This window comes from Ornithinibacillus gellani, from assembly GCF_003730295.1.
Lineage (GTDB): Bacteria > Bacillota > Bacilli > Bacillales > Amphibacillaceae > Ornithinibacillus_A > Ornithinibacillus_A gellani.
In genome coordinates this window covers 115,073-132,193 of sequence record NZ_QTSZ01000005.1, presented here as the reverse complement: position 1 = coordinate 132,193, position 17,121 = coordinate 115,073, and the positions used below count along the sequence as shown (strand labels likewise).

Annotated in this window: 20 protein-coding genes; 16 read left to right on the top strand and 4 right to left on the bottom strand. The window is 40.1% G+C overall.

Annotated features, from left to right (window positions below):
• Positions 1-189: 189 nt before the first annotated feature.
• The gene (locus DX933_RS01415; protein WP_123314688.1) at positions 190-657 is read left to right on the top strand and encodes a hypothetical protein; all 468 of its coding nucleotides are present in this window, start codon (positions 190-192) and stop codon (positions 655-657) included.
• 57 nt (positions 658-714) lie between these two features.
• Here the strand turns inward: DX933_RS01415 and DX933_RS01410 are convergent, their stop codons facing one another.
• Entirely contained in the window at positions 715-927 is a 213-nt protein-coding gene (locus tag DX933_RS01410; RefSeq protein WP_123314687.1) for a hypothetical protein, read from the bottom strand.
• A gap of 322 nt (positions 928-1,249) precedes the next feature.
• On the opposite strand from DX933_RS01410, the gene ddlA reads away from it, so the two are divergent.
• Positions 1,250-2,353 (top strand): D-alanine--D-alanine ligase, encoded by a 1,104-nt coding sequence (gene ddlA, locus DX933_RS01405; protein ID WP_123314686.1) that lies wholly within the window; start codon positions 1,250-1,252, stop codon positions 2,351-2,353.
• A gap of 53 nt (positions 2,354-2,406) precedes the next feature.
• Here ddlA and DX933_RS01400 read toward each other — a convergent pair whose 3' ends face one another.
• Positions 2,407-2,967 (bottom strand): nitroreductase family protein, encoded by a 561-nt coding sequence (locus DX933_RS01400; protein ID WP_123314685.1) that lies wholly within the window; start codon positions 2,965-2,967, stop codon positions 2,407-2,409.
• 247 nt (positions 2,968-3,214) lie between these two features.
• On the opposite strand from DX933_RS01400, the gene DX933_RS01395 reads away from it, so the two are divergent.
• From DX933_RS01395 to DX933_RS01345, 11 genes are all read left to right on the top strand, one after another.
• A complete protein-coding gene (locus DX933_RS01395; RefSeq protein ID WP_123314684.1) occupies positions 3,215-4,792 on the top strand; it encodes a peptide chain release factor 3 in 1,578 nt (525 codons plus the stop codon).
• 695 nt (positions 4,793-5,487) lie between these two features.
• A complete protein-coding gene (locus tag DX933_RS01390) occupies positions 5,488-6,525 on the top strand; it encodes a PTS transporter subunit IIC (RefSeq protein ID WP_123314683.1) in 1,038 nt (345 codons plus the stop codon).
• Positions 6,526-6,552: 27 nt separating this feature from the next.
• The gene (locus DX933_RS01385) at positions 6,553-6,843 is read left to right on the top strand and encodes a cupin domain-containing protein (protein WP_123314682.1); all 291 of its coding nucleotides are present in this window, start codon (positions 6,553-6,555) and stop codon (positions 6,841-6,843) included.
• Positions 6,844-6,892: 49 nt separating this feature from the next.
• The gene (locus DX933_RS01380; RefSeq protein ID WP_123314681.1) at positions 6,893-7,378 is read left to right on the top strand and encodes a GNAT family N-acetyltransferase; all 486 of its coding nucleotides are present in this window, start codon (positions 6,893-6,895) and stop codon (positions 7,376-7,378) included.
• 219 nt (positions 7,379-7,597) lie between these two features.
• Positions 7,598-8,818: an MFS transporter gene (locus tag DX933_RS01375; protein ID WP_190279371.1), complete on the top strand. Its 1,221-nt coding sequence runs from the start codon at positions 7,598-7,600 to the stop codon at positions 8,816-8,818.
• Between the two features lie 29 nt (positions 8,819-8,847).
• Entirely contained in the window at positions 8,848-9,537 is a 690-nt protein-coding gene (locus DX933_RS01370; RefSeq protein ID WP_123314679.1) for a PadR family transcriptional regulator, read from the top strand.
• Between the two features lie 13 nt (positions 9,538-9,550).
• Positions 9,551-10,114, top strand: a complete 564-nt coding sequence (locus tag DX933_RS01365; protein WP_123314678.1) for a methyltransferase family protein — start codon at positions 9,551-9,553, stop codon at positions 10,112-10,114.
• A gap of 91 nt (positions 10,115-10,205) precedes the next feature.
• Entirely contained in the window at positions 10,206-10,658 is a 453-nt protein-coding gene (locus tag DX933_RS01360) for a nucleoside deaminase (protein WP_123314677.1), read from the top strand.
• 15 nt (positions 10,659-10,673) lie between these two features.
• Complete coding sequence (locus DX933_RS01355) at positions 10,674-11,126, top strand: nucleoside deaminase (RefSeq protein ID WP_123314676.1); 453 nt, start codon at positions 10,674-10,676, stop codon at positions 11,124-11,126.
• Between the two features lie 199 nt (positions 11,127-11,325).
• On the top strand, positions 11,326-11,778 hold the full coding sequence (locus DX933_RS01350; protein WP_123314675.1) for a DUF2269 family protein: 453 nt from the start codon (positions 11,326-11,328) through the stop codon (positions 11,776-11,778).
• Positions 11,779-11,975: 197 nt separating this feature from the next.
• The gene (locus DX933_RS01345) at positions 11,976-12,515 is read left to right on the top strand and encodes an HD domain-containing protein (RefSeq protein ID WP_123314674.1); all 540 of its coding nucleotides are present in this window, start codon (positions 11,976-11,978) and stop codon (positions 12,513-12,515) included.
• A gap of 111 nt (positions 12,516-12,626) precedes the next feature.
• Here the strand turns inward: DX933_RS01345 and DX933_RS01340 are convergent, their stop codons facing one another.
• Both DX933_RS01340 and pepT read right to left on the bottom strand, forming a co-directional pair.
• A complete protein-coding gene (locus tag DX933_RS01340) occupies positions 12,627-13,679 on the bottom strand; it encodes a D-alanyl-D-alanine carboxypeptidase family protein (protein WP_123314673.1) in 1,053 nt (350 codons plus the stop codon).
• A 160-nt stretch (positions 13,680-13,839) separates the two neighbouring features.
• Positions 13,840-15,078 (bottom strand): peptidase T, encoded by a 1,239-nt coding sequence (pepT, locus tag DX933_RS01335; RefSeq protein ID WP_123314672.1) that lies wholly within the window; start codon positions 15,076-15,078, stop codon positions 13,840-13,842.
• A 99-nt stretch (positions 15,079-15,177) separates the two neighbouring features.
• Between pepT and DX933_RS01330 the strand changes: the two genes are divergently transcribed.
• From DX933_RS01330 to DX933_RS01320, 3 genes are read left to right on the top strand one after another with little or no spacing between them, the layout of a single operon-like run.
• The gene (locus DX933_RS01330; RefSeq protein ID WP_123314671.1) at positions 15,178-15,672 is read left to right on the top strand and encodes a GNAT family N-acetyltransferase; all 495 of its coding nucleotides are present in this window, start codon (positions 15,178-15,180) and stop codon (positions 15,670-15,672) included.
• Positions 15,644-16,531, top strand: coding sequence for a sulfurtransferase (locus DX933_RS01325; protein ID WP_223805836.1), 888 nt, complete (start codon positions 15,644-15,646; stop codon positions 16,529-16,531). Before DX933_RS01330 ends, DX933_RS01325 begins: the two co-directional genes overlap by 29 nt.
• Positions 16,528-17,082 carry a DNA-3-methyladenine glycosylase I gene (locus DX933_RS01320; RefSeq protein ID WP_190279370.1) on the top strand — a complete coding sequence of 185 codons (555 nt, stop codon included), beginning with the start codon at positions 16,528-16,530 and terminating at the stop codon, positions 17,080-17,082. The genes DX933_RS01325 and DX933_RS01320 overlap by 4 nt, the downstream gene beginning before the upstream one ends.
• The last annotated feature ends 39 nt before the right edge of the window (positions 17,083-17,121 follow it).

Genomic DNA, 17,121 nt, shown 5'->3' with positions numbered 1-17,121 from the left:
TATGATTTCACCAGCCAGAAGCCAGGTAAACAACAACTACCTGGCTATGCCGTAACAGGCTATCACACCCGCCCCTCCATATCAAATTGTATATCAGCAGGGAATCGACTTAGTGCTTTATAATTTTAATTATATATTTCTATCTAATCTGGTAAACATTGTAAATGTAATTTACACAGGATTATGGACTTGACTTTGAAAAATCGCCTCAATGTCAGTTTGAGTGAAAAAATCCTGTTGAAGTGGCTGGAAATTCGCCTCGGTGTCAGTTTGAGTGAAAAAATCTTGTCCGAGAGGTTGAAAATTCGCCTCGGTGTCAGTTCGAGTGAAAAAATCTTGTCTGAGAGGTTGAAAATTCGTCTCGGTGTTAGTTTGAGTGAAAAAATTTTGTCTGAGTGGCTGAAAATTCGCCTCGGTGTTAGTTCGAGTGAAAAAATCTTGTCTGAGAGGTTGAAAATTCGTCTCGGTGTTAGTTCGAGTGAAAAAATCCTGTCTGAGCGGCTGAAAATTCGCCTCGGTGTTAGTTTGAGTGAAAAAATCTTGTCTGAGAGGTTGAAAATTCGCTTCGGTGTCAGTTTGAGTGAAAAAATCTTGTCTGAGTGGCTGAAAATTCGCCTCGGCATTTGTTCGAGTGAAAAAATCTTGTTGAGAGGTTGAAAAATCGTCTCGCTAGCCGCCTGAGTGTTCTATCCAAAAAATCTAGTAGAACGGAAGTCAAAAATTCTGTTTTTCCCCTTTTGATTTCCGCTTTTTGTTTAGTACAAAAATAGCGTTGCTAATGGTTAAAATTATTGCCGCGGTTAAAAACCCGAGTACTGTATATATACTGTAATCAAAGATGAAGTATAAAATAGTTACCACAACGAATGCTCCCCAACCTCCAATAGTAAAACGCCACTGATCTCCTTTATTATTAGATAGCATCATCATCTATCCTCCCAGTAAAATATAACTTTATTTACATTATAACAAACCGCAAAAAAAGACTACAGAATATGTTTGTGAAATATTAAATGTTTTCACAACATAATCAACAATCATGATGCAAATTAGAAATTTGCCTCGATGACTTTGTGAGGGAAAAACCCTGTTGAACGAGCAAGAAATTCGACTCACTTGTTTTTCGGATAAAAAAATAGGCTTGTCACATAGATGGAAACGGAATTTAATGTATCATCGCGGTAAATATATGCTATTTTATAGATAGGCATTAAAAAACCTGTAAATTTTCATGAGAGGAAGATCAGGTATGACAAAGAAAACAGTCGGAGTAATTTTTGGCGGGAAATCAGCGGAACATGAGGTTTCTCTTCAATCGGCGAAAAATATAGTAGATGCAATTGACAAAGAAAAATATGATGTCGTACTCATTGGAATTGATAAAAATGGTAAGTGGCATTTAAATGATCAATCAACTTATTTATTGCATGCAGATAATCCGAAACTAATTCAATTAAATCAATCAAATGACGCGGTTGCCATCGTTCCAGGGGAAGGTGATAATCAACTGATTCATGCGAAAGATGCTGTGCAGTTGGATCAGCTCGATGTTATTTTTCCAATCGTTCATGGTACTTTGGGTGAGGATGGTAGCCTACAAGGGATGTTGCGCATTGCAAATCTTCCGTTCGTAGGTCCGGATGTGCTTAGCTCCTCTATTTGCATGGATAAGGACATTGCCAAGCGCTTGCTGCAGGGAGCGGGTATCCATGTGGCGAAGGGCTTTGCTTTTCCACGGGCAAAAAGAAATCAAATCGATTATGATTCCATCGTTGCGGAACTGGGGACTCCGTTATTTATTAAGCCTGCAAACCAAGGCTCCTCTGTTGGGGTGAGCAAAGTGGAAACGAAAGAGGAATTTGAACAAGCAATCGAGCTTGCATATGAATATGATCATAAGGTGATTGTTGAAGAAACCTTGGTTGGTAGAGAAATTGAGTGCTCCGTATTAGGAAATGCAGATCCAATTGTTTCTTTACCGGGCGAGATTCTGCCGCAAACTGCTTTTTATTCCTATGAATCAAAATATATTGATGAGGATGGGGCGAAGCTGGCGATCCCTGCGGATTTACCTGCAGATGTAACGGAAAGGGTTCAGCAGGAGGCGCTCAAAGCATTTGAAGCATTGCAATGTGAAGGTATGGCACGTATCGATTTCTTTTTAACCGCTGAAAATCAAGTTTATGTAAATGAAATTAATACACTACCTGGATTTACGAAAATTAGTATGTATCCTAAACTATGGGAAGCAAGTGGTATTTCCTATCCAGATTTAATCAATCGCTTGCTCGAGCTTGCCTTGGAGCGGCATCAGCTGGATACAGGATTGAAAAGCTCTGTATGGGATAATTGATTGTAAACAAGCGCATGATATGCAGGATGATTGCATGTCATGCGCTTGTATTTTTAACCTTTAAAAGTGGTGAATTTTTCAACTACTGGTATGCGATCTTTTTTGATTGGCTCTTCTTCAAAGTAACCTAAATGAAGAAAGCCAACAATTTTTTCGTTTTCTTTCACATCTAATATTTCTTTTACCTTCTCTTCATAAATATGTGGGTTGGTCCGCCATACGACACCTAGCTGCTTTTCCCATGCAAGTAACCAAAAGTTTTGAATCATGCATGCAGTGGCACCATAATTTTCGTCCCATTGTTTTTGTGCCTCTGGTTCTTCCATAATGACAACAAGATACGCATTTGGCTCATTTAGGAAGTTTTCCCGATTTTCTTGACGATCCTCAGGATAGGTAGAAGCAACCTGTTTGGCAAAGGAAGCTTTTTGGTCTTCTCCAACAAAAATAAATCTCCAGGGCTGGCGCATGCCATGAGTCGGTGCCCAAATGGCGTCATTCAAGAGGTCACGTACGGCTTCTTCGGTAACAGTTTGATTGGTATACCCTTTTTTAACTGCACGTCTTTCTCGAATGATTTTAGCTAATTGTGTTTCGTTTTTCGTTAATTCCATTGAAATAATCTCCTCCGGCTCATGTTATTCGAAGTAATTGATAATAATTATCAGTTAAATTGTAGCCGAAGCCCGACTGGAAAGCAAATGAATGCCCATAAAACAAGCGTAAGGTGTACCTATACAGGCAAATTATGCTATGATAAAAAAGATTTTAAAGTAAAAAAGGAGAAATTGCCGATGTGATGCATAGCCTAACTGAATCAAACTGAAAACAACCAGAGTGAAAATAGAAAGGGGTTTATGCATGAATTTAGCGAACATCGTGCAAAAACGTAAGACATTTGCGATTATCTCCCACCCGGACGCCGGAAAGACAACGATGACAGAAAAATTACTACTATATGGTAATTTGATCCGTTCGGCTGGTACGGTGAAAGGAAAAAAGTCAGGCAAATTTGCCGCATCAGACTGGATGGAAATTGAAAAACAACGAGGCATTTCTGTTACTTCCAGTGTGATGAATTTTCCATATAAAGATTATCAAATAAATATATTAGATACACCCGGGCATGACGATTTTAGTGAGGATACTTACCGTACACTCACTGCTGTAGACAGTGTGGTCATGATTATCGACTCGACAAAAGGGATTGAAGCCCAAACGATTAAATTGTTTAAAGTATGTCGTATGCGGGGTATTCCCATTTTTACTTTTATTAACAAATTGGACCGGGAAGGAAAAGAGCCGTTTTCGCTGTTGGAGGAAATTGAAGAAGTATTGGACATAGAGACTTGTCCAATGAACTGGCCAGCGGGAATGGGAAAAAGTTTCCTTGGATTACTGGATCGTCACCATCAACAATTTGTCCAATTTAACGGGAATGAAGCTGAAACCTATATCCCAATGGATGAATTGGAAAATCATTCAGCGCTCGTCTCCAATCCAACGTTCATGGAGGCAAGAGAAGAGCTGGAACTCGTACAAGAGGCTGGCGATGCATTTTCATTGGAATCGGTTTTAGCGGGTAAGCAAACTCCAGTCTTTTTTGGTAGTGCGCTTGCACCATTTGGTGTGCAAACATTCTTTGACACATTTTTATCCATGGCACCGCCACCTGGAACCAGAAAATCAACCGCTGGTATTGTGCAACCGGAATCAGAGGAATTTTCCGGATTCATTTTCAAAATCCAAGCAAATATGAACCCGGCACACCGCGATAGGGTTGCGTTTCTACGCGTTTGCTCAGGGAAATTTGAGCGGGGAATGGATGTTCAGTTAGCCCGTACACAGAAGCACATCAAGTTATCACAATCTCAGCAGTTTGTCGCATCAGCTCGTGATACGGTTGAAGAAGCCTATGCTGGAGATATTATTGGGATTTATGACCCGAATATATATCGGATAGGAGACACGTTAATTGGTGGAAAACAGCAGTTCGAATTTGATGAGTTGCCACAATTCCCACCCGAACAATTTCGAAAAGTAATGGCTAAAAACGTGATGAAATCTAAACAATATCGTAAAGGCATTGAACAGCTCGTACAAGAGGGGGCCATCCAATTATTCAAGCAATACCATACGGATGCATTTATTCTTGGGGCAGTTGGGGAGCTACAGTATGAGGTTTTCCAATACCGTATGAAACATGAATATAATGTCGAAGTTTTATTTGAATCTATCGGCGAAAGAATACCCCGCTGGCTTTCAGATGATCAAATTGATGAATCCCTATTTGACGAACGCAATATGCTCGTAAAGGACCGAGAGGGGAACCCCGTCGTATTATTTAAAAATGACTTTTCCCTACGGTGGTTCATCGACAAACATCCAGAAATAAAACTCGTCGACTTATTTGAAGTAAACCATTACAGCCAAGGCTAATATGATAAACAGGGTCTCACACAAGAGATCCTGTTTTTTGTAAGGGTGAGAAAAAGAACTCGACAATAGCCGATTTCAACTATGTGTGCATTCGACTCATGTGGAGCAAGGGGAAGTCGCGCACGCCCCATCCAAACTCGCATGCCAAAGCGCTAAAGTCGCATGACTTGGTCCCAAACTCGCATGACTTGGTCCCAAACTCGCATGAAAAGCGCTAAACTCGCATACCCTCCGTCCAAACTCGCATGCCTATCATCATAAGTCGCATGCATCAAAAGTTTAGAAATCAGCATTTGCCGATTTCAACATCATTTCAAGAAGCCCAAACTTTAGAACGCTTGCAATATCGAACTCCAATCAGTCTATCCCGACGTCTAATGTTAGAAATTTTCCAAAGAAAGAAATCGGCGGACCGATTTCATCACCATCAACATAAGATAAACCAATTCATGTTAGGCACTGTAACTTGTGTCCCGTCTTCAACAAAGTTTGATTTTCTATGAAAAGACTATTTAAAATAATACTTGAAACCTTTCAAACTATCAGTACATAATAGATGCGAGGGTATGGTTATATTTTATGTGAAATTATTCACAACCATTCACAACCATTCACAACCAAAGCAACAGCAATTGTCATTCAACCATTAGTCATTTTTTGAGAAACAAACATAACAATGTATTCAGGAGGGTATAATGAAAGCGTTCTTAAAGAAACAAGGGGTTTCCCTATCCGCTAGGGAATATATTATTACTGCATTGAGTTATATGGCGCTTGGGCTGTTTTCGTCGCTAATTATTGGGCTTATTATTAAGACGGCGGGTGAACAGTTAATAGCGTTATCCTATTCGGGGATTGGGTCAGCACTGCAAGAGATGGGTGCCTTTGCAATGGAAACGAAGATCATGGGTGGAGCGATTGGAGTGGCTATTGCGTATGGCTTAAAGGCACCGCCGCTCGTATTGTTTTCGGCGTTATTTGCGGGTGCGTTTGGTGCGGAGCTTGGAGGCCCAGCTGGTAGTTACATTGCCACATTATTCGCTACCGAGGCCGGAAAGCTTGTTTATCAATTGACTCGAATTGATATCATTGTCACGCCGCTTGTTACAATTATAGCAGGGTTTGCAGCGGGTAAATTTGTCGGACCACCTATTAATCAATTTATGGTCGGATTTGGAGAGGTCGTTAATTGGTCAACTGAACAGCAACCATTTTTCATGGGAATTCTTGTAGCTATTTTAATGGGCTGGGCTTTGACGGCGCCCATCTCAAGTGTCGCTATCGCCTTAATGCTTGGTTTAGATGGCATTGCAGCGGGAGCAGCCACGATTGGATGTGCAGCACAAATGATTGGATTTGCGGTGTCGAGCTATCGAGACAATGGCTTTGGCGGGTTTCTTGCCCAAGGACTCGGCACATCGATGCTGCAGGTACCTAATATTCTAAAAAAACCAATCATCATCATTCCACCTACGATTGCTGGAGCGGTTCTGGCACCATTTGCGACGGTGTGGCTCGGGTTAACGAATAATGCATCCGGGGCCGGAATGGGGACAAGTGGACTTGTTGGACAAATCATGACCCTGGAATCAATGGGTTTTTCAATGGGAATATTTTGGAGTATCCTGGTATTACATATTATTGCACCAGCATTGATCAGTCTGCTCCTTTCGGAATGGTTTCGAAAAAAGGGCTGGATACAAGCTGGGGATATGAAAATTAGGTATGAATAATAATAAGTGAGAGGAGCATTTTTTACGATGCAGCTTATACCAGTTGATCATCATATTGCTAGACCAATTGCAGGAAAACGTATTTTTAACGATGCGGAGAAGGAAATCATGCATATTAAACTTCAGAAAGGTGAAGTTGTCAAAGAGCATGATTCACCTAAGCATGTGTTTATTTTTGTAAATAGTGGAGAGGTGGAGTTTACCGTTGGAGATGAAAAACATATCATTTCCAAAGAAAGGGTTCTCTACATGGAACCCTTAGAGCGTCATGCACTCAAGGCGCTGACAGATGTGTCTATTCTCGTGATGAAATGTTAACTTTCCATATGGGCGGGTGCTGTTTGAAAAGTTATTGGGGGAAACATGCATGAGGATCATAGCGTATCAGAGAGCTGACATTCATCAAATTGTATTATTATTTCAAGAAACCGTTCATGCGATTCAGGCAAGGGATTACTCTATGGAGCAGCTTGAAGCATGGGCGCCAAGTCAAGGAATTGCGGCTAAGATTGAAAATTGGCATGTATCCTTAAGCAAAAATATAACGTTTGTGGCTGAAATAAAAGGTAAGCTTGTTGGTTTTGGAGATATGAATCATCGTGGCTACCTGGATAGACTTTATACACATAAGGATTTTCAGAGACAAAGAATTGCTACAGCCCTTGTAAGTAAGTTGGAGAATGCAGCAATTAATCTTGGAATTCAGGAAATAAACACGGAGGCAAGTATTACTGCAAAACCATTTTTTGAGCACCGAGGATTTCACGTAGTAGAAGCACAAAAGATAGAACGAAATGGAATTGTATTGTCTAATTATAAAATGGTGAAAAAGTTACCTATGGTTTTGGCTTGATATACATGTTCATGCAACATAAATAGATATCAAGTAGAATCATAGTGACAATAAGAGTGCTTTACGTGCAAACGGTGTACGAATAGAGTAAAACGAATAGACGCACAACCTAACAAAATGTTGTGTGTTTTTTTAATTGCAGGGGATAACTTTTTATATATAAATATTTACATATAAAAAATTACATGTTACAGTAAAGCATAAAAGGAGGGTATGAATTTGTTGTTACGTCAGAATCCTGCTTTTAGGAATTTATTTTTCGGTCGGATTTCCAGTGTGTTTTCTGATGCTATTATGTTTTTTTCATTATTGAAATGGGTGGAAATTCAAACTGGTAATAGTGATTCTTTTACCTTGTTTTATATCGCTTTTTACATGCCTGTAGCATTTTTAACTTTGCCAGTTGGTGCATGGATTAGTAAGAAAACTTTACAAAAAGTAATGATTTATTCTAACGCTATTCAGGCTATCACCATTGTCCTGTTCCTAATAATGATGCCATTTGTAGCTTACGAATGGATATATGTATTCCTTATGATTCTAAGCGTTCTTGGTATATTCTTCGTACCGGCCAACCAGTCTTTATTTCCATATGTTGTAAATGAGGCGGATCGTCCCAAAGCGAACAGTTTACTGCAATTGGGATTTACAGCGGTAAAAATAGCTGGTCAAATCTTTACTGCTTTCGCGATAAAGCTAGCTATTTCACCGCATCTACTACTCATCATATCGGTAATACTGATGATGATGTCAGTTATATTTATCAGGATGGTTAAGCCGGAAATAAAGGATATTTCCAATGCAGATAAAAGACAGTGGACATTAATGAAAGAAGGTATCTCATTTATTATTCGCAAGCCTATGCTGCGGTCATTATTCCTCTTTCTTACCTTGGGAATGTTTGTGATTAGCTCAATCGATTTATTGTTAATTCATTTTTTGACGGATTATCTGGGTAAAGGTGTGGAAAATCTAAGCTTTATCGGAACAGCATCCCTAATTGGAATTACAATTGGGGCACTGTGTACACCGATGTGGTACAAAAAAACAGAAGAAAAAAAGTGGCTGATTTTACCTGTGTTTTTCATGTTGTCATTAAGTATTGGCAGTCTTTATTTCATCACAAACTGGATATATGTCCTCCCATTTTTTATGCTGCAAGGCATCGCACTCGGTTGTTTTAATATTTCATTGATCACCTATTTACAGGAAGTGGTGTCAAAATCGCATTATACGAGGGTCTTTAGTTTGTATTATATGCTCTCCAGTTCAATGGCGCTCCCGGGTATCTTGTTAATCGGTGGATTATTAAGTAGTATTGGATTTAGACAGACCATTATCATGGTAACCATTATTCTCGCTATTTTAGGGATTGCCGGTATTATATCTATTCCAGCGCTAAAAAAAGATACGATGAAATCCATTGAAACAGCTAATTAATTTGTTAAACCAGAAAGGAGTGATCTTCCTTGTCTTTACGATATGGCATACTAGGCATGCTCAGCAAGTGGGATGCAACGGGATATGATTTAAAAAAGGAATTTGATGAAGTGATGGGTATTTTTTGGCATTCCCATCTATCGCAAATTTATCCAGAGCTTAATAAACTAGAGGAAAAAGAATGGGTAACAAGTAAATTGGTAGCCCAAGCGGATAAACCAGATAAAAAGGTTTACACAATCACTGAATCTGGTCAGAAGGCATTATTCAAATGGTTAATGACACCACCTGATTTTCCCAGACAAAAAGATCCCTTCTTGATGCAGTTATTTTTTAAAGACAATATTCCGGTACAAGAAGCTATTTTTCATCTGCAAACACATAAAAAGCAACGTGAAGCTAGATTGGAAAAAATATCAGGCCTTCTCCAAAGTAGATGGGATGATATGAAGAGACGTAATGTCATGAAGCCCCGAATCATTTTGAGCTTGGCTGTTTTAAAACGGGGGTTGGATTCCGAGATGAATTATATTAAATGGTGTGAGGATACAATTCAATTGTTGGAAGCAACCGCTTTTCTCTGGGAAAAAGAAGAGAGAACCGAGCAAGCATTTGGTTCAGATGGGGAGCGCGTTGAATATACGAGTAATACTTCATTTCAGGATATAGAACCTTTGTTAAAGGCTTATCTGTGTAACGAAAAACAATCTGAAAGTTAAAGGCGGGGACGACATGCAAGCATATATTGCTGCTATCATCATGATTGTATTAATTACAATGGTTATCATACGTTCCATGCAATTAAAAAAGCTTGGTATTAGAGCATTTAAATTCGGTGAAATGGATAAAAAGGATTTTATCATCCCGCCATTTGCTTTATTTTTATTGTATTTGATTTTTTCTAATGCCTTTCATCTACCAAAAGTAGGTACCGTATTATTTCATCATGAAATAGTGGGGTGGATGGGAGTCATCCTATGCATCATCGGTTTAATTCTTTTCTTATATAGCATCATTTCATTTGGAAAAAGCTTTCGTGTTGGCATTGATGAGGATCATCCGGGGCCATTGGTTACGACTGGCGCATTTGCTATTAGTCGAAATCCTATTTATACAGCTTTTGGCTTGGTGTTATTGGGGCAATTCCTTATTTATCCGAACTGGATTTTACTTGTTTATGTTGTTGGTGGTTTTTGGTTATTTAACCGGCAAGTAAAGCTGGAGGAGCAATCGTTAATCAAAATATACGGAAAAGCTTATCAGCAATACTGTAAACGAGTACGTCGTTATTTATAAGCTTTACTATTCCACGATATGCTGGTGTTGAAATACATGCTTTTGATGGGTAGAATCGAGGTAGAGAAGGTGAAGAGGGGGAGCGGGGTATATGGATGAGTTTATGAAAAGAGCCATTGAATTGGCTGCGGAAAATGTTCGAAATGGAGAAGAACCATTCGGTGCAGTTCTAGTCAAAAATGGCAAGCTTGTTTCAGAAGGTGTTAATGATACAATACGTCGCTATGATGTCACAGCACATGCGGAAATCATGGCTATTCGAAAAGCACAAAAAATGATGCACACGCCTGTTCTGGATGGATATACGATGTATGCAAGTGGCGAACCATGCCCGATGTGCCTGGCTGCCATGTATTTTGTTGGGATTGACCAAATATATTTTGCAAGTGCTGTTGAGGATGTGGCTGTCATTGGCTTGACGAGGTCCGCGGAAATTTATGAGGATTTAAAAAAGCCCCATGCTGAACGTCAGGTACATATCGAACAGATGCCATTGGAAGCTGGACAATTGAATCCATTGACATTATGGAAGGAAAATAAATAATCAGGAGGTAGACAGATGGATGCATTTATGAAACGGGCAGTTGAATTATCTGCTCAAAATGTGAACGAAGGCGGTCAACCATTTGGAGCTGTACTTGTAAAGGACGGTAAAGTGCTTGCGGAGGGTGTAAATGAGCTGCATCTTCATTTTGACAGCAGTGGTCATGCGGAAATGCTGGCAATTCGTGAGGCACAGGAAAAATTGCAAACACTTGATTTATCAGAAGCGGTTATGTATGCAAGTGGGGAGCCATGTCCAATGTGCTACACGATGATGTACTATGCGGGAATACGGGAAGGCTATTATTGTGCATCTGTGGAGGAAACTGCTGAAGCAGGACTTGGCGCATCTACCGTGCTATATGATGATTTTACGAAACCGAGAGAAGAACGAACTGTCGTATTAAAGCAGATGAAGCTGGAAGCGAATCAAACGGATCCAATGGAGCTATTTCAAAACCGAAAGTAATCTATTTCATGAGTTGCAATCCTGATTAATGGAGGACGAATGGGAGAGGAAGCCTCTCTGTCAGAAAAATACCGAAAAATAGATGTTTGCCATAAATTTGTTATATTTAGCTCGTATAGCTGTGTAAAATGTCACATTCTTTTTTTGGGTGAAGCTTATGATAGAATTTATAAGACATGTTTAGTTGGAGGTTCACTGGATGACATTTTATCAGCTACTCGTAAGTATTCATATCTTTTCAGCGATACTTGGTTTGGGGCCTGGCTTTGTGATGATATATATTGTAACAAGCGCAAAAACCATGTCAGAGCTCAGACATGCGTACAAGATCCGTAATCGCATCCATATTTTTGTGATGGTTGGTGGGACATTATTGCTCATTACTGGACTATGGATGGGATTATTAAATCCGTCACTATTTCGCGCTGGCTGGTATGGGACGAGCCTATTGCTTTATTTGATTGCATTGGCATTTGGTCCGATTTTATTATCACCACGTTCCAAACCAATTAAGCAGCTGCTAAAGGAATATCAGGGGGAAGACATCCCTGCATCCTATGAGGAGCTGTCCAAGAAGTTATTTTTCTATGAGCGTATTACCAATGTTATTTTTCTTATCGTGATTGCATTAATGATTTTGAAACCTTTTTAATTGGAAAACCGATTCCTAAGCTGAACCCTATTCCATTGCTGGCAAACGCTGGCATGAATACTGTTCATCAGCGGAGTCGGTTTTTTTATATTGATTTGGACAGATGTCTCAGTTTTTTCTCGTTGCATTGACGAGACAAACGTGCTATAGTCATTAACAATATATTTTTCTAAATCTATGGAAAGGAGTTGTTTGACATGCGATATGTCACATTAGAGGAAATCTTTGATCATCCGATTGCTCAGAAATATTTGAATCGATCTGGGATGGCACACGCCATTGCGGTTGCAGAATATGCTTTTGATTTTGCTGTTGAAAAAGGTGTTTCAGTGGATCTTGCGACAAAAGCAGCATTACTTCATGATGTTGGTCATTATACCTGGTACCGTGATGGAGAATGGGATTACGATTTGTATAAAGAAAATGATATTCATGCCATCAAAGGTGCAAGCAGGGCACATAAGCTCTTGATTCGTCTAGGCGAAGATCGGCACCAAGCGAAAGAGATTGCTGTGGCTATTCTACTGCATACAGATTCGTATTTACCACAAGGTGAATTGATGCTGAAGCCATTACAAGAAGTAGTAGCCCAAGCGGATGAAGTGGACGAGGAATATGGCGGCGGTCATCATTACCGAAAAATATCCAGTAATGAAGCGAGAATTCGTATTCAGAAGCTCGATAAAAAAATGAACGATCTATTTAAACAAACCTCAACGAAACAGCAATTTGCCTAAGGTCATTTTGCTTTACTTGGCTAATGGCCAAGCATACATAATCCTATCAGCTACGTTTTACACATCCTATTAAAAAAGATTGCCATCCAATTTTGGATGACAATCCACGATTTACTTTAACCCATCAAGGTATTCTTCCAATGAAATTCCTTTTTCCATGATTTCTGTTGCTGCTTTTTTTCCAACATAACGTATATGCCATGGCTCATATTGGTATTCCGTAATATCGACCTTTGTTTCCGGATATCGTATAATGAATCCATATTCGGCCGCATGCTCCTGTAACCATTTACCTTCAGGTGTATCCCCGAATGCAATAACCAGATCAAATCCGACCTCAGCATTTGTCACATCCATCGTAAGTCCGCTCTGATGTTCACTTTCTCCAGGTCTTGCACTATAGGTGTTTGCGGCTTCTTCCCCATTTTTTTCTACATTAGCGGCAAAAATAGCTACCTGTCGATCATAAGAACGATAGCCCGATTGCCCGAATAAGGTTAGCCCTTCCTTGTCTGCTGCTGCAAACATTTCTTCGATTGCATCTGCTGCTACTTTTCGCATTTGTTTTTTAGGTAAATCCTCTGTAAAGGGGAAACGAATTTCCGGAATCACTAAATCCTCAGGAATAAAATCCTCCGGTAATGCATGATGTTTATTCACAAGTACAAGAATTTCATATGGATTTCCTGTAATCTCTGATCCGCGATCGGTTTGTTTCGTTTCAACTAGTGGCAAGCCTTTTTCTACCTCAAATGTTAATGCTCCCTCTTGTGCAGCTAGTAATTTACTACGTACTGCTTCATCATATATACCAGTATTATCTAAACTATCCTGCTGTAATTGAAAATCTGTTATGGCCCAAACTGTTTTTTCATCATATTTACTAGTTTTTTCAATGGGATATCCGAGCACAATCAAAAATGCTTGCAGCTGTTGTACCGCATCTCCATTGTCTCCTTTTTGCAATGATTCTTCAGGAAGCTCCACTTGATGATTATCGGTTGTCATATTAGAAGTTCCCCCTTCATCTGAATCGCCGCTCGCTGGCTCAGCCGGCGATTCCTTATTCGCCGCTTTGTCGTCGGCTTTGTTTAGGACATCGCAGCCGGTTATCATACCCATTAGTACGACTGCCAACAGGATGATCATGATCTTTTTATACATGTTTCGTCTCTCCCTAGCAACTTAAAAATTCATTGAATAGATGCTTCATGTCTTTGTTCAACCATCCCATTTTCTCATATTACGCTAGCGGAACGCAACCTATTCCTCTATTGGGAAATCATAAGAAAAAGGGCCATCCATGTTAGACAGCCCCATGATGTTAGGAATGATTTTTTTCTGCAAAGCCTTTACAAATTTCGATGATAACTTGTACTGCTTTTTCCATATGATCTACGGAAACATATTCAAATTTCCCGTGAAAGTTTTCCCCGCCAGTAAAGATATTCGGCGTTGGTAGCCCCATGTAAGAGAGCTGTGAGCCATCCGTACCACCGCGAATTGGTTCAATAATGGGCTTGATATCAAGCTTCTGCATTGCTTGCTCGGCTATCTCAACAATTTCCATCACGGGTTCAATTTTTTCGCGCATATTGTAATATTGGTCATTTAACTCCAGCTGGACGTTTTCAGTACCATATTCCGTCTGCATGTCAGCAACAAATTGCTGAACGGTTTGCTTTCGGGCTTCAAACTGGTTGCGGTCAAAATCACGAATAATGTAATATACCTCGGTGGTTTCTACATCGCCTTGGATGGAAATAAGATGATAGAAGCCTTCGTATCCATCTGTATATTCCGGTGCTTCCTCTGTCGGGAATTTTTGAATAAAGGCTGTAGCCAATTTACCAGAATTGACCATTTTATTTTTAGCTGTTCCAGGATGAACGCTATTTCCACGAAATGTAACTTTAGCTGCCGCCGCATGAAAGCTTTCGTATTGAAGCTCGCCAAGTGGGCCACCATCAACAGTATAGGCAAAATCTGCATGAAAGCGGTCCACATCGAAATGGTGCGGTCCGCGTCCGATTTCTTCATCGGGTGTAAACGCCACACGAATCGTACCATGCTCTATCTCGGGATGCTTCGCAAGATAATGCATGGCAGTCATAATTTCAGCAATGCCTGCCTTGTTGTCAGCACCAAGTAATGTCGTACCGTCTGTTGTAATCAATGTTTGCCCTTGATAGCTCGGTAACTCCGGGAAATCTTTTGCGGAAAGAATAATACCTAGCTCCTTGTTTAAAATGAGATCCTTACCGTCAAAATTTTCTACGACCTGTGGTTTCACATTTTTTCCAGTAAAGTCGGTTGCAGTATCCAAATGTGCCAAGAATCCAATAGTCGGAATCTCTTTATCTGTATTCGCTGGCAGGGTAGCCATGACATATCCATTGTCATCTGCTGCCGCATCAGTTAATCCGATTTCAATCAATTCCTGAATCAAAATCTTTCCCAGCTCCAACTGACCGGGTGTTGTTGGAATGGAAGTACTTTCTTCCTTGGATTGTGTATCTATTTTGGCATAGGTTGTAAAACGTTCGATTAATTCCTTTTGCATTTGCGATTCAACTCCTATATGTAATAGACTTATTTTATCATATATTCTGATTGTTGCCGTTAGAAAGGTTAGATAAACAGGATAGGTGGGGGATGAAACATGAATATCCGACAAGTTGAACGAGCGGATGCAGCAAATTTAGCTAAGCTAATGGTAGATGTAGAGAGTCATAGTGAATTCATGCTGTTTGAAAAAGGGGAAAGACAGGTTACAAAAGAAGGTATGTCCAAGCGAATAGCTACTACTCAAGAACAAGGTAGTGCCATTTTCATCGCTGAGTCAGATGGACAGTTAATCGGTTATTTGTTTGCGTTAAGGGATCAGGTGAAACGGACGAGGCACAGGGCTTATCTGGTCTGTGGTATTCAACATCATTGGCGTGGAAAAGGGGTAGGCACAGCTCTATTTAAAGCGTTGGATGATTGGGTATTGGAGGCGGATATACATCGGCTGGAATTGACTGTTGCCGTTAAAAATAAAGCTGGTGTTACGTTATATAAAAAGGCTGGATTTCAAATAGAAGGTATAAAACAGGATTCCCTTTTTATAAATGGGGAATATGTAGATGAGTACAATATGGCAAAAATATTTTAAAGGGGCGAATCGCATGCAATATATCATGCAAGTAGAAACATTGAAATCGATGATGGAGACGAAGCCGGAAGAGCTAAGGATCATTGATACAAGATTTGAATTGCAGAATCCAGAGGCTGGAGGAAAGGCCTATCTGCAAGAACATATCCCAGGGGCAATTTATATGGATTTAAATAAGGACTTATCGAATCCACCCGAGGTTCATGGTGGCAGTCATCCTTTACCAGATAAAGAGAATTTTGTTTATAAGCTTGGGAAGAATGGCATTTGTGAAACATCTACCGTCGTGATTTATGACGAGGCAAATGATATGTTTTCTGCTAGACTTTGGTGGCTTTTACATACGTTAGGGCATGAAAAAGTGTATGTATTGGATGGTGGTTTACAGGCATGGAAAGAAGCGGGATATGAAACAACGACGGATTTGCCAGTTTATATCGAGTGTCTATATAAACCAAAACAACAGCAAATTGCTACCGTCAATATAAATGAGATGAAGGAACAAATGAAAGAAGAGGGGACCGTTCTGCTGGATTCTCGTGCCAAGGACCGTTATCTAGGGAAGGTTGAACCTTTATATAAAAAAGCAGGACATATACCCGGCGCAAAGAGCTATTTTTGGAAAGGTGTTTTAGATGAAAATGGTCGTTGGAAGGATGAGCAGGCATTAAAACAGCATTTCTCTTCCCTCTCCAAGGATGATCGAATCATTGTTTCCTGTGGATCAGGTGTGTCGGCATGTCCGAATATAATTGGATTAAAGCTGGCAGGTTTCCAGCATGTTAAATTGTACCCTGGTAGCTACAGCGACTGGATTTCCTATGATGATCATGAAGTTGAAACAAGTGATGAATCATGATACAACGCTGTGAGTGGGTTGGAAACGATGCGGACTATATCCAATATCATGATGAGGAATGGGGTAGACCTGTTCACGATGATGTTAAATTTTTTGAAATGCTATCACTGGAAGGCGCGCAGGCAGGGCTTAGCTGGTTGACGATATTAAAGCGGAGGGAAAATTATCGCAATGCCTTTGATCAGTTCGACCCCCATAAGGTACGTCATTATGATGAGGCAGATATGAAAGCATTGATTGAAAATGAGGGCATCATACGAAATCGGTTAAAAATTAAATCTGTCATTACGAATGCAGAGGCATTTGTGAAGGTGCAGGAGGAATTTGGCAGCTTCGACAAGTATATATGGCAATTTGTTGGGGGAGAGCCAATCATTAATAACTGGGAATCCCATGCGGACGTTCCCGCGAAGACAGAGGAATCAGAACGGATGAGTAAGGATTTGAAAAAAAGAGGATTTTCGTTTGTGGGCCCGACAATCTGTTACGCATTTATGCAGGCCACTGGAATGGTCAATGACCATACAGCAAACTGTTTTCTCCGACCATAATTAAAAAGCATCACCATCGGCTCCATCATGGCTGCCGAT

Bases quoted from the DNA above. Each gene is read 5' to 3' on its own strand.
- DX933_RS01410 (WP_123314687.1), bottom strand. From the start codon at position 927: ATGATGCTATCTAATAATAAAGGAGATCAGTGGCGTTTTACTATTGGA.
- ddlA (WP_123314686.1), top strand. From the start codon at position 1,250: ATGACAAAGAAAACAGTCGGAGTAATTTTTGGCGGGAAATCAGCGGAA.
- DX933_RS01400 (WP_123314685.1), bottom strand. From the start codon at position 2,967: ATGGAATTAACGAAAAACGAAACACAATTAGCTAAAATCATTCGAGAA.
- DX933_RS01395 (WP_123314684.1), top strand. From the start codon at position 3,215: ATGAATTTAGCGAACATCGTGCAAAAACGTAAGACATTTGCGATTATC.
- DX933_RS01390 (WP_123314683.1), top strand. From the start codon at position 5,488: ATGAAAGCGTTCTTAAAGAAACAAGGGGTTTCCCTATCCGCTAGGGAA.
- DX933_RS01385 (WP_123314682.1), top strand. From the start codon at position 6,553: ATGCAGCTTATACCAGTTGATCATCATATTGCTAGACCAATTGCAGGA.
- DX933_RS01380 (WP_123314681.1), top strand. From the start codon at position 6,893: ATGAGGATCATAGCGTATCAGAGAGCTGACATTCATCAAATTGTATTA.
- DX933_RS01365 (WP_123314678.1), top strand. From the start codon at position 9,551: ATGCAAGCATATATTGCTGCTATCATCATGATTGTATTAATTACAATG.
- DX933_RS01360 (WP_123314677.1), top strand. From the start codon at position 10,206: ATGGATGAGTTTATGAAAAGAGCCATTGAATTGGCTGCGGAAAATGTT.
- DX933_RS01355 (WP_123314676.1), top strand. From the start codon at position 10,674: ATGGATGCATTTATGAAACGGGCAGTTGAATTATCTGCTCAAAATGTG.
- DX933_RS01350 (WP_123314675.1), top strand. From the start codon at position 11,326: ATGACATTTTATCAGCTACTCGTAAGTATTCATATCTTTTCAGCGATA.
- DX933_RS01345 (WP_123314674.1), top strand. From the start codon at position 11,976: ATGCGATATGTCACATTAGAGGAAATCTTTGATCATCCGATTGCTCAG.
- DX933_RS01340 (WP_123314673.1), bottom strand. From the start codon at position 13,679: ATGTATAAAAAGATCATGATCATCCTGTTGGCAGTCGTACTAATGGGT.
- pepT (WP_123314672.1), bottom strand. From the start codon at position 15,078: ATGCAAAAGGAATTAATCGAACGTTTTACAACCTATGCCAAAATAGAT.
- DX933_RS01330 (WP_123314671.1), top strand. From the start codon at position 15,178: ATGAATATCCGACAAGTTGAACGAGCGGATGCAGCAAATTTAGCTAAG.
- DX933_RS01325 (WP_223805836.1), top strand. From the start codon at position 15,644: ATGAGTACAATATGGCAAAAATATTTTAAAGGGGCGAATCGCATGCAA.
- DX933_RS01320 (WP_190279370.1), top strand. From the start codon at position 16,528: ATGATACAACGCTGTGAGTGGGTTGGAAACGATGCGGACTATATCCAA.